This window comes from Streptomyces sp. NPDC046122 (assembly GCF_056429965.1).
On sequence record NZ_JBWKLQ010000002.1, the window covers coordinates 356369 to 367871 of the forward strand.

General features: G+C 73.7%; 9 protein-coding genes. 6 read left to right on the plus strand and 3 right to left on the minus strand.

Annotated features, from left to right (window positions below; all coding sequences use genetic code 11):
• Window positions 1-170 precede the first annotated feature (170 nt).
• The 3 genes from AC07FK_RS06455 to AC07FK_RS06465 are packed head-to-tail and all read left to right on the plus strand — an operon-like array spanning window position 171 to window position 5067.
• The gene (locus AC07FK_RS06455) at window positions 171-1205 is read left to right on the plus strand and encodes an AAA family ATPase (RefSeq protein WP_479103120.1); all 1035 of its coding nucleotides are present in this window, start codon (window positions 171-173) and stop codon (window positions 1203-1205) included.
• Window positions 1205-2632: a DUF58 domain-containing protein gene (locus AC07FK_RS06460; protein ID WP_479103122.1), complete on the plus strand. Its 1428-nt coding sequence runs from the start codon at window positions 1205-1207 to the stop codon at window positions 2630-2632. Before AC07FK_RS06455 ends, AC07FK_RS06460 begins: the two co-directional genes overlap by 1 nt.
• Window positions 2629-5067 (plus strand): transglutaminase TgpA family protein, encoded by a 2439-nt coding sequence (locus tag AC07FK_RS06465; protein ID WP_479103123.1) that lies wholly within the window; start codon window positions 2629-2631, stop codon window positions 5065-5067. The genes AC07FK_RS06460 and AC07FK_RS06465 overlap by 4 nt, the downstream gene beginning before the upstream one ends.
• A 305-nt stretch (window positions 5068-5372) precedes the next feature.
• Here AC07FK_RS06465 and AC07FK_RS06470 read toward each other — a convergent pair whose 3' ends face one another.
• The 3 genes from AC07FK_RS06470 to AC07FK_RS06480 form a co-directional block, all read right to left on the minus strand.
• Window positions 5373-5777: a DUF3040 domain-containing protein gene (locus tag AC07FK_RS06470; protein ID WP_479103124.1), complete on the minus strand. Its 405-nt coding sequence runs from the start codon at window positions 5775-5777 to the stop codon at window positions 5373-5375.
• Window positions 5778-6060: 283 nt separating this feature from the next.
• Window positions 6061-6831 carry a class I SAM-dependent methyltransferase gene (locus AC07FK_RS06475; protein WP_479103125.1) on the minus strand — a complete coding sequence of 257 codons (771 nt, stop codon included), beginning with the start codon at window positions 6829-6831 and terminating at the stop codon, window positions 6061-6063.
• Between the two features lie 105 nt (window positions 6832-6936).
• Entirely contained in the window at window positions 6937-7488 is a 552-nt protein-coding gene (locus AC07FK_RS06480) for an SAV_6107 family HEPN domain-containing protein (protein ID WP_479103126.1), read from the minus strand.
• A gap of 153 nt (window positions 7489-7641) precedes the next feature.
• Here AC07FK_RS06480 and AC07FK_RS06485 point away from each other — a divergent pair, with 153 nt between their 5' ends.
• From AC07FK_RS06485 to AC07FK_RS06495, 3 genes are read left to right on the plus strand one after another with little or no spacing between them, the layout of a single operon-like run.
• Entirely contained in the window at window positions 7642-8541 is a 900-nt protein-coding gene (locus AC07FK_RS06485; protein WP_479103127.1) for an ATP-binding cassette domain-containing protein, read from the plus strand.
• On the plus strand, window positions 8513-10681 hold the full coding sequence (locus tag AC07FK_RS06490) for a YhgE/Pip family protein (protein ID WP_479103129.1): 2169 nt from the start codon (window positions 8513-8515) through the stop codon (window positions 10679-10681). The genes AC07FK_RS06485 and AC07FK_RS06490 overlap by 29 nt, the downstream gene beginning before the upstream one ends.
• A gap of 11 nt (window positions 10682-10692) precedes the next feature.
• Window positions 10693-11304, plus strand: coding sequence for a TetR/AcrR family transcriptional regulator (locus AC07FK_RS06495; protein ID WP_479103131.1), 612 nt, complete (start codon window positions 10693-10695; stop codon window positions 11302-11304).
• The last annotated feature ends 199 nt before the right edge of the window (window positions 11305-11503 follow it).

The following is an 11503-nucleotide window of genomic DNA, read 5'->3' on the forward strand; positions in this document are numbered from 1 at the left end:
CCCGACATATCCCTCCCCGTTATCCACAGGCGAGTGACACGAACGGGTAACGGCAACAACAATGCGGGTGTGGCATCGCTCCGGAACCTCCGAGCGTGATGTCCGTGTTTCGGGGTGGGCCGCTGCGTCGTCGTGGCGTCGACCCGTAGAACGGGGCCGAGGAGGGCCGGGTGACGACCTATGACGATCGAGCGAGCCTCACAGATCTGACCACCACAGCGGAGCGTGTCCGCAGGTCGGTGGAGAGTGTGATCGAGGGCAAGCCGGAGGTCGTACGGCTTTCGCTGACCGTGCTCCTCGCCGAGGGGCATCTGCTGATCGAAGACGTGCCGGGCGTGGGCAAGACGATGCTCGCCAAGGCGCTGGCGAGATCCGTCGACTGCTCGGTACGGCGTATCCAGTTCACGCCCGACCTGCTGCCGTCGGACATCACCGGTGTGAGCATCTACGACCAGCAGCGGCGCGAGTTCGAGTTCAAGCCGGGCGCGATCTTCGCCCAGATCGTGATCGGCGACGAGATCAACCGCGCCTCGCCGAAGACCCAGTCCGCGCTGCTGGAGTCGATGGAGGAGCGCCAGGTCACCATCGACGGCCAGACGTACGAGCTGCCGTCGCCCTTCATGGTGGTCGCGACGCAGAACCCGGTGGAGATGGAGGGCACCTACCCGCTGCCCGAGGCCCAGCGCGACCGCTTCATGGCGCGGGTCTCCATCGGCTACCCGAGTGCCGAGGCCGAGTTCCAGATGCTGGACGTGCACGGGGCGGCGTCGCCGCTCGACGACCTCCAGCCGGTGGCGCACGCGCACGACATCCTGAAGCTGATCGACGCCGTCCGCCCGGTGCACGTGGCCGACGCGGTACGGCGGTACGCCGTGGAGCTCGTCTCGGCCACCCGTACCCACCCCGACCTGCGCCTCGGCGCCTCGCCGCGCGCGACGCTGCACCTGCTGCGCGCGGCCAAGGCGTCCGCCGCGCTGAGCGGACGCGACTACGCCCTGCCCGACGACGTACAGGCGCTCGCGGTGGCGGTGCTCGCGCACCGGCTGCTGCCGACGGCCCAGGCGCAGCTGAACCGGCGTACGTCCGAGCAGGTCGTGCAGGACATCCTCCAGCGCACCGCCGTGCCCACGGCGGAGGGGGACAGGGTGGCTCCGCCCGCCGTCGCGGCGTACGGCGCTCAGCAGCCCGGCGTACGGCGGCTGTGATGGCGGCCGGGGGGCCGGCGTCCTCGGCGGACGGCGGCGACGACGCGGGCGGCGACAAGGGCGGTCTGCGGGCCGCGCTCTCGGGGCTGACCACGCGCGGCCGGTCGTTCCTCGCGGCCGGCGTGGCCGCCGCCGTGTGCGCGTACGTCCTCGGCCAGGGCGATCTGCTGCGGATCGGGCTGCTGCTCGCCGTGCTGCCGCTGGTCTGCGTGACCGTGCTGTACCGCACGCGCTACCGGGTCGCGGGCAGCAGGCGGCTGACGCCGTCGCGCGCGGCGACGGGCTCGGAGGCGCGCGTGCACCTGCGGCTGGACAACGTCTCGCGGCTGCCCACCGGTCTGCTCATGCTCCAGGACCGGGTGCCGTACGTCCTCGGCCCGCGCCCCCGGTTCGTCCTGGACCGGGTCGAGGCGGGCGGCCGGCGCGAGGTGTCGTACCGCGTCCGCTCCGATCTGCGCGGGCGTTATCCGCTCGGCCCGCTCCAGCTCCGGCTGACGGACCCCTTCGGCATGTGCGAGCTGACCCGTTCGTTCAGCGCGTACGACACCCTGACCGTGATCCCGCGCGTCGAGGAACTGCCCGCCGTGCGGATGACGGGCGAGGCGTCGGGGTACGGCGACGGGCGCAACCGCTCGCTCGCGCTGGCCGGTGAGGACGACCTCATCCCGCGCGGCTACCGGCACGGCGACGACCTGCGCCGGGTGCACTGGCGCTCCACCGCGCGCTACGGCGAGCTCATGGTGCGCCGTGAGGAGCAGCCGCAGCGCGCCAGGTGCACCGTGCTGCTCGACACCCGGCGGGACGCGTACCGGGGAGCCGGTCCCGACTCGGCCTTCGAGTGGGTGGTGTCCGGAGCGGCCTCCGCTCTGGTGCACATGCTCGAACGGGGCTTCTCGGTGCGGCTGTTGACCGACACCGGGAATTCGGTCCCGGGCGAGGGGGCCGGCGGCTTCGCCGGGGCCACCCAGGAGACGGCCGACTCGGCCGGGCTGATGATGGACACGCTCGCCGTGGTCGGGCACTCGGACGGCCCGGGGCTCTCCCCGTCGTACGACGTGCTGCGGGGCGGCAACGAGGGGCTGCTGGTCGCCTTCTTCGGCGACCTGGACGAGGAGCAGGCGGCCGTCGCGGCGCGTATGCGTCAGCGCAGCGGAGCCGCCGTCGCCTTCGTGCTCGACAGCGAGACCTGGGCGCTGGGGCGGGCACCGGGCCGGGGCCGGGCCGTGGACGCCGCCGGCCTCGTCGCACGCGTGCCGGCCGAGGCCGAGGAACGGGTCAGGCCGCTGCGCGAGGCGGGGTGGACGGTGCTGACCGTACCGCCCGGCATGCCGCTGGCCGACCTGTGGCGGATGGCCGAACGACAGCGCGCCGGCGCGGGGGCCTCCCCCGCGGGCGGCGCGGCGGGCACGACGGGGAGTTGGTCATGAGCGGGCGCGGACGGCTGGCGCTGTGCGCCACGGCGGCCACCCTGATGGCGGCGGGCGCGCTGCTGCCGCTGGTGGACAAGGGCTCCTGGCTCCTGACGGCGTCGCTGCTGGTGGCGGTCCAGGCGGGGGTGGGCGCGCTCGCGCGGCGGGTGCCGCTGGCCCGCACCCTGACCGTGGCGGTCCAGGCCGTCGTGGCCCTGGTGATGCTCACGCTGGTGTTCGCCCGGGAGGCGGCGGTCGGCGGGGTGCTGCCCGGGCCGGAGGCGGTCCAGGAGTTCACACGGCTGCTGACGACGGGCGCCGAGGAGGTCGGGCGCTACGCCATCCCGGCGCCGGCGACCGAGGGCATCCGGCTGATGCTGGTCGGCGGTGTGCTGCTGATCGCGCTCGCGGTGGACGCGATCGCGGTGACGTTCCGCAGCGCGGCCCCGGCCGGGCTGCCGCTGCTCGCGCTCTACTCGGTGGCCGCCGGGCTCTCCCCGGGCGGCGCGAGCTGGATGTGGTTCCTGCTGGCGGCCTCCGGTTACCTGCTGCTCCTGCTGGCCGAGGGCCGGGACCGGCTCTCGCAGTGGGGCCGCGTCTTCAGTGGCGCGCCCCGCGCCGGCGGGCGCACGGCGGCCGGCGGGTACGAGACGGCCGGCGGCTCCGCGCTGGCCCCCGTCCGTACGGGCCGGCGCATCGGCGTACTGGCGCTGGGCGTCGCGCTTGCGGTCCCCGCCGCGCTGCCCGCCCTGGACGGCGGCCTGCTGAGCACGGCGGGCGGCGCGGGCGGCGGCGGCTCCGGCGGCGGCACCATCTCCGCGGTCAATCCGCTGGTCTCGCTCCAGAACAGCCTCAACCAGCCCGAGGACCGCGAGGTGCTGCGGTACCGCACGAACACGGAGAGCACCAAGGACCTGTACCTGCGGATCGTCGCGCTGGACCAGTTCGACGGCGCCGCGTGGAAGTCGTCCGAGCGCCGGATCGAGGACGTGCCGGACCGGCTGCCCCGCCCGCAGGGGCTCGCCCCCGGCGTGCGTGTGACGGAGATCAACTCCAGCGTCACGGCGGCCGGCTGGTACGCGCAGAGCTACCTGCCGCTCCCCTACCCGGTGACCCGCGTGGACATAGGCGGCCGCTGGCGTTACGAACCGGCCGGCCGCACCGTCGTCGGCGACCGGGGCCAGACCACCCGGGGCGTGCGGTACACGGCCGGCAGCCTGGTGGTGCGGCCGACCGCCGGGCAGCTGGCCGCGGCCACCCCGCCGCCGGCCCGGTTGCTGCGCGAGTACACCAAGGTTCCGGGTTCGCTGCCCAAGGTGGTCGGGGCGACCGCGCTGCGGATCACGAAGGACGCGCCGAACGACTACGAGCGCGCGGTGGCGCTCCAGGACTGGTTCGCGTCCGAGGGCGGCTTCACGTACGACACCCAGGTCCAGTCGGGCAGCGGCACGGCGGCGATCGCCCGCTTCCTCCGGGACAAGGAGGGCTTCTGCGTCCACTTCTCGTTCTCGATGGCGGCGATGGCCAGGACGCTCGGCATCCCGGCGCGGGTGGCGGTGGGCTTCACGCCGGGCACGGCGCAGGACGACGGGACCATGTCGGTCGGGCTGCGCGACGCGCACGCCTGGCCCGAGCTGTACTTCGAGGGTGTGGGGTGGACCCGGTTCGAGCCGACGCCGACCCGTGGATCGGTGCCGGACTACACCCGCGACCAGACGCCGTCCGACGCCGCCTCCGGCGCGGCGCAGGCCCAGCCGAGCACCTCGAGCGCGCCTTCGGCGGCGCCGAGCGTCACGGACAGCTGCCCGCCGCAGATGCGGCGGCAGGGCGAGTGCGGCGGAGCGGTGCGGCAGGGGGGCGCGGGTCCCACCGACACGGGGTTCCTGCTCGGCCCGGTGCTGTGGGCGATGGGCGTGGCGTTCGCGGTGCTGGTACTCGTGCTGCTGCTGTTGCTGCCGCTGCTGTGGCGGATCCAGGTCCGTTCGCGGCGGCTGGGCTCCCCGGGGCGCGCACCCGCGGACGCGGCCGCCCGTACCCTCGCCGGCTGGCGGGAGATCACCGACGCGGCCTGGGACCACGGCATTGCGCCGGACGAGTCGCAGACGCCCCGCAAGGCGGCCGCGCGGATCGTGCGCCTCGGCAAGCTCGAAGGAGCTTCGGCCGAGGCCGTGCACCGGGCGGCGGGCGCCGTGGAGCAGGTTCTGTACTCCCCTCGGCCGCCCGTGGCGGGCAGCCTCGCCGAGGAGGCGCGGCTGGTCAGGACCGGGCTGCGGGCGGCCGCGAGCCGGGGAGCGCGCCTGCGGGCAGTCCTCGCGCCGCGCTCGGCTGTCCGGGTGGTCTGGGCGGCTTCCGCGCGCTGGGCCGCCGTGACGAAGCGGTGGGACGCCGGCCGCCGGAACCTGGAACGGTGGGCGCGCGCCCTGCGCCGCCGCCCCTCCGGGCAGCGCGGCTGAGGGGCGGTGCGCGTGCAGCGGGCGGGAGCGCGCACCGGGCGGTGAGCGGCCCAGGGTGGGGCGCGCACGGCGATGAGCGGACCCAGGCGGGGAGTGCACGGCGGTGAGCGGGCGCCGGGCCGGGCGCGCACGGCCTGCCCGGCCCGCTGCGGGGGAAGACGGGAAACCCGCCCCGGGCAGCACGCCCCGCCCGTCGCAGGGGACAACGCAGTGAGGGGTGACCGCGTGGAAGCGGTCACCCCTCACTGCGTTGGGCAAGTGTCGGATGCGATCGACCGGTGTCCGGTCGGCGAAAGCGGCCGGTGTCAGTGCCCTTGGCCCTCTTCGCGGCGGCGCTGCCACCGCTGCTCGATGCGGTCCATGACCGACCGTCGCTGCCGGGGCCGGCTGCGAGCAGCCGTACCGGTACCGGTGCCGGGAGCCGGTTGCTCACCCGGCTTCGGGGCCTTGCGCCAGCCGGTGACCGCGAGGACCGCGCAGCCGAGCATCACAAGGAAGCCCACCACGCTGACCCAGATCTGCTGTGCGACCATTCCGGCCATGAGGAGCGCGATACCCACCAGGAAGCCTGCGACTGCCTGGTAGACCCGTCGTCGGGTATACGTACGCAGCCCGCTTCCCTCAAGCGCTGTCGCGAACTTGGGATCTTCGGCGTACAGCGCTCGCTCCATCTGCTCGAGCATTCGCTGCTCGTGCTCCGAGAGCGGCACGGGAGTCCTCCTACTCGTCGGTCGCGGGGGGCGACCGTTTGCGGCCCTTTCAGAATAGGCAGGGAATCGCCCCCGTGAAACCCGCCCTCTACGCCAATTCACAATCCGGGCCGCCATGCCGTCTCGGTTGCCTGAGGTGTGCATTCCCCATCGGCCGATCCGCCATGCGCACGGTGTGCTCCGATCATACGGGGCAAGTCGGCCGATCGGGGGGCCTGTGGCGGACTCCATGCGCCACTGCGTTGCTGATCAGCCGCTTCCCGGGCCGTGCGGAGGCCTTCCTTCAGTGCGCGCCGGGCTCCTGCTTGTCACCGAGCACGTGCAGCTGGGTCGCGACGGAGTGGAAGGCGGGCAGCTCGGCGGCCGCGGCCTCCAGCTTGAGCAGGGCGTCGAGAGCGCCGGGCTCGGTGTCCACCAGGGCGCCGGGCACGAGGTCGGCGAAGACCCGTACGCCGTGGACGGCGCCGACCTCGACGCCGGCCTTGGCGACCAGCTCGGTCAGCTGGTCGGCGGTGAAGCGGCGCGGCACCGGGTCGCCCTCGCCCCAGCGGCCCGCCGGGTCGGTGAGGGCCTGCCTGGCCTCGGTGAAGTGTCCGGCCAGCGCCCTGGCGAGGACGGCGCCGCCCAGGCCCGCGGCGAGGAGGCTGAGGGTGCCGGACGGGCGCAGGGCGTCGACGGCGTTGCGCACGCCCTCGGCCGGGTCGTCGACGTACTCCAGGACGCCGTGGCACAGGACCGCGTCGTAGCCGCCGCGCCCGACCACGTCGAAGAGGCCGTGGATGTCGCCCTGGACGCCGCGCACGCGGTCCGCGACGCCCGCCTCGGCGGCCCGGCGCTCCAGCGCGAACAGGGCGTTGGGGCTGGGGTCGACGACGGTGACGCGGTGGCCGAGCCGGGCCACGGGCACGGCGAAGTTGCCCGTGCCGCCGCCGGTGTCGAGGACGTCCAGGGCGTCGCTCCCGGCCGCCTCGACCTTGCGGTCGAGAGCGTCCTTGAGGACCTCCCAGACCACGGCGGTACGAAGGGAGGCGCGGGGGCGCATCGGGTCCGACACGGCAGTTGACTCCTCGGCGCGGTGCCGCCGCGGGGCGGCGGGGCGGTGAACGGTGCTGGCGGTGAACGCCCAGCCCACCCTATTGCCTCCGCGAACCGGTGCTGTTCATCCCGCGTCCGAGTGGTCCGCGCTCTCCGCCCGGGGCCGCGGCAGCACGGGGTCGAGCGCGAGCAGCCGCTCGACCAGGCGCAGGAACACGGCCGCGTCGCGCACCAGGTCGTCGGCGTCCCGGGGGCTCACAGCGCCCTGTATCCCGGCCTCGGCCAGCGCCCGTCGGCGGGCCCCGGAGGCGAAGAGGGCGCTCCACTCGGTCAGTTCGGGCGCGATCTCCGGGAGGACCTCCCAGGCGCTGCGGATCCGCCGGCGCCGGGGCGCGGTCGTCTCGGGCCGGCCGCGGGCCGCGAGGACGGCGGCGGCGGTGCGCAGGGCGGCGAGGTGAGCCGTGGCGTACCGCTCGTTCGGCACGCCGAGGCCGGCGGCCTCGTCCAGCCCGCTGCGGGCCTGGGCGAGCAGGTCGAGGGCGGCGGGCGGCGCTCCGGCCCTGCGCATCACCGGGTGGATGTCGGCGGCGGGACCGGTCGTCGGGGGGACGGGGGCGGGGCCGGTGGCCCGGTGCCGGTGTGCGGCAGCTGAGGACGTGCGAGACGTGCGAGCCATGACGAACCTCCTTGTCGCGTGACGGCGGCGTAGCCGTCTGTGTCCATGGTGGGGGCCACCACTGACAGACGCCTCTGACCTGGCCTTTTGCTTCGAGCGGGGGTTCGGGATAACTTTTGGACTGACTGGTCAGTCTAAAAATGGGGAGGGCGTGTGGACAGCCCGCACGGGGCAGCTGTGACCGCGGAGGAGTTCGGGCTGAAGGGCCCGAGGGGCTGGGCGTTCCGCGGCGTGCGCGTCGCGGCGGAGCCCGGCGCGCTCGTCGCCGTCGAGGGCCCTTCCGGCTCCGGCCGCACCTGTCTCCTGCTCGCCCTCACCGGCCGCATGCGCGCCACCGAGGGGCACGCGGAGGTCGGCGGCCTGCGCCTGCCGAAGAAGATGGCCGCCGTACGCCGCGTGAGCGCCCTGGGGCCGGTCACCGGCGTCAACGAGCTCGACCCGGCGTTCACCGTCGCCGAGCACCTGCGGGAGCGCGCGCTGCTCCAGCGCCGCTTCGACGGCTCGCTGCGCACGCTGCTGCGGCCCCGCGCCGAGCGCGCCGCCGAGGCGCAAGCCAGGATCGACGCCGCCCTGGACGCGGTGGGGCTGGACCTGGAGACCCTGCCGAAGGGGTCCCGTACGTCCGTACGGGACCTGGAGCGCCTCGAGGCGCTGCGGCTGTCCGTCGGACTGGCGCTGATGGGCAGGCCGCGGCTGCTCGCCGTGGACGACCTGGACCTCAAGCTGTCCGGTGCCGAACGCGCACTCGCCTGGGAGCTGCTGCGCTCCGTCAGCCGAGCGGGGACGACCGTCCTCGCGGTGTGCAGCGAGACGCCCGACGACGCGGTGCGGGTCACCACCGGAACGGTCGGCGCCGGGGAGACGGCCGAGACCGCACCCGCACCGGAGCCCGATGCCGGAAGCGACGACGGCTGCGACAACGGCTGCGACAGCGACAGCGACGACCCCCGGACCACCGACCACGCGGACGACACCGACGCAGACAACGCAGACAAGACCGACGACACCGAGGAGGGGGCGGACGATGCGATCGCCGAAGCTGGCCGCGCTTGAGCTGAAGCGCTTCGGCAGGGGGAAGCTGCCGCGCGCCGCGCTCGTCGCGCTGCTGCTGCTCCCCCTGCTGTACGGCGCGCTGTACCTGTGGTCCTTCTGGGACCCGTACGGCAGGCTCGACCGCATACCCGTCGCCCTGGTCAACGACGACAAGGGCGCCGAGGCGGGCGGCAAGAAGATCGCCGCAGGCGACGAGATCACCGGGAAGCTGCTCGACAGCAAGGTCTTCGAGTGGCACGAGGTGAGCGCCGGAGAGGCCCGCCGGGGCGTCGAGGACGGGGCGTACTACCTCTCCCTGACCATGCCCGAGAACTTCAGCGAGCGCATCGCCTCCAGCTCGGGCGACGTTCCCGAGACGAGCGCCCTGCAGGTGCGCACCAACGACGCGAACAACTACATCGTCGGGCAGATCTCGCGAACGGTCTTCGCCGAGGTGCGCACGGCCGCCTCGAAGAACGCCTCGCGTTCGTTCCTCGACAAGATCTTCATCTCGTTCTCCGACATCCACGACTCCACGGCGAAGGCGGCCAGGGGCGCCGACGACATCAAGGGCGGGATCGGGAAGGCGAAGAAGGGCTCCGGTGACCTCAAGGGCGGCATCGACAAGGCGAAGGCCGGCTCCCGGGACCTCGCCGACGGCCTCAAGGACGCCAAGAAGGGCAGCGGCGAGCTGGCGGCCGGGCTGAGGAAGCTGCACAAGGGGTCGGGCGACCTCAAGAGCGGCTCGCAGCAGGTCGCGAACGGCACGCAGACGCTCGCGGACAAGGTGAACCGCGTCGGGAACGGCCTCGGCCCGTACCTCAGGGACAACGGCCGAACGGTCGCGGACACGGCGAAGCTCGTCGCCGACAGCACCGGTGTCGTGCGCGAGAACCTCGGCACGCTCGTGAAGGCCGCGCCCGTCGCGGCCGAGGGCTCCCGGGTGGCTGCCGACGAGCTGCACACCGTCTACGAGGCGCTCTGCGTGAACCAGCCCCTCGACGACCCCGCCTGCCCGCAGCTGAAGAAGGCCGACAAGGCGGCCGCGAACACGGCGCTCATCTCTGCCGACGTCAACAACCTGATCAAGAACCAGCGCGGCGATCTGACGCAGCTGGACAAGGACCTCGCCAAACTCCAGCAGCGGGCGCGCGAGCTGTCGGCGCGCGCCCCCCATCTCGACGAGGACCTGAAGAGCGCGGTCGACAAGGTCAACGCGCTCAACGCCGGCGCCAAGAAGGTCGCCCAGGGCGCGGCCCGGCTCGACTCGGGCCTGGCCACCGCGAAGACCGGCGCCACCGACCTGGACAGCGGAATCGGACGGCTCGACACCGGCGCCGGCAATCTCGACAACGGCATCGGGCGGCTCAAGACGGGCGCCGGGGAGCTGAACGGCGGCCTGATCAAGCTCGTCGACGGCTCCGGTGAACTCGCCAGCGGCCTGCACAAGGGCGTCGGCAAGATCCCGGACTACGACAAGGAGAAGCGCGACCAGCGCACCGGCGTGATGGCCGACCCGGTCCAGCTCGCCTCCCAGTCGATGCACAAGGCGCCCAACTACGGGACCGGTTTCGCCCCGTACTTCATCCCGCTGTCCCTGTGGGTCGGCGCGATGGTGGCGTACATGCTGATCCCGCCGCTCAGCCGCCGTGCCCTCGCGGCGGGGGCGTCGGCCTGGCGGATCGCGCTCGCGGGCTGGCTGCCGGTGGCGGCGCTCGGGGTGCTGCAGGTGGCCGCGCTCATGTCCGTACTGCACTGGGGCCTCGGCCTGCGGATGGAACGCGCCGCGGGAACGATCGGTTTCCTGGTGCTCGTGACGGGGTGCTTCGCGGCGATCGTGCAGTGGCTGAACGCGCGCTTCGGCGCGGCGGGCCGCATCCTCGTCCTCGCCGTGCTGATGCTCCAGCTGACCTCCGCCGGCGGCACCTACCCCGTACAGACCAGTCCGGGCTTCTTCAACGCCATCCACCCCTTCCTGCCGATGACGTACGTCGTGGAGGGCCTGCGCCGGCTCATCACGGGCGGCGGCCTGGAGCCGGTCTGGACGGGCGGCGTCGTGCTGGTCGCCTTCACCGCCGGAGCGCTGGCACTGACGGCCGTCTCGGCCCGGCGCAAGCAGGTCTGGACGCTCGACCGTCTCCACCCGGAGCTCAGCCTGTGAGAATCATGACCATGGACAGCAGCAGAACGCGCCGCGAGGTCACCCGGCAGAAGCTCTACGAGGCGGCGGTCACCCTCATCGCGGAGCAGGGTTTCTCCTCGACGACGGTGGACGAGATCGCCGAGCGCGCCGGGGTGGCCAAGGGCACGGTCTACTACAACTTCAAGAGCAAGACCGAGCTCTTCGAGGAGCTGCTGCGGCACGGAGTCGGGCTCCTCACCGCGTCCCTGCGGGCCGCGGCGGACGAGACGGCGGAGCGCGGGGGCACCAAGGTGGAGGCCCTCGACGCGATGATCCGGGCGGGCCTCGGCTTCATCGACCGCTATCCGGCTTTCACCCAGCTGTACGTCGCCGAGCTGTGGCGCACCAACAGGGCCTGGCAGTCGACGCTCCTGGTGGTGCGGCAGGAGGCCGTCGCCGTCGTCGAGACGGTGCTGCGCGAGGGCGTCGAGAACGGCGAGCTGAGCAAGGAGATCGACATCCCGCTGACGGCGGCCGCGCTCGTCGGCATGGTGCTGGTGGCGGCGCTGGACTGGCAGGCGTTCCAGCGCGAGCGGACGATCGACGACGTGCACTCCGCGCTGTCCCTGCTGCTGCACGGCCGGGTCAGCGGCCGCCGCTGACGCGCTGCCGGTGAGCCGCTGGAAAACGGCCGCCGTACGGAACGAACGCCGACGCCGCCGCGGAGCAGCCGGACGGCGGCCTCGGACAGCGGCCCCGGACGGCGAAACGCCGGTCCCACGAGGCTCGATCCCCCCGAGCCCCGCCCGACCGGCGTTTCGCCGCAGCCCCCCGCGGGTCCCCCGACCCCCGTCGTGCGCC

What these genes read in the sequence shown, in the direction of transcription:
- AC07FK_RS06460 (WP_479103122.1), top strand. Translation starts at nt 1,205, where the DNA reads ATGGCGGCCGGGGGGCCGGCGTCCTCGGCGGACGGCGGCGACGACGCG.
- AC07FK_RS06465 (WP_479103123.1), top strand. Translation starts at nt 2,629, where the DNA reads ATGAGCGGGCGCGGACGGCTGGCGCTGTGCGCCACGGCGGCCACCCTG.
- AC07FK_RS06480 (WP_479103126.1), bottom strand. Translation starts at nt 7,488, where the DNA reads ATGGCTCGCACGTCTCGCACGTCCTCAGCTGCCGCACACCGGCACCGG.
- AC07FK_RS06490 (WP_479103129.1), top strand. Translation starts at nt 8,513, where the DNA reads ATGCGATCGCCGAAGCTGGCCGCGCTTGAGCTGAAGCGCTTCGGCAGG.
- AC07FK_RS06495 (WP_479103131.1), top strand. Translation starts at nt 10,693, where the DNA reads ATGGACAGCAGCAGAACGCGCCGCGAGGTCACCCGGCAGAAGCTCTAC.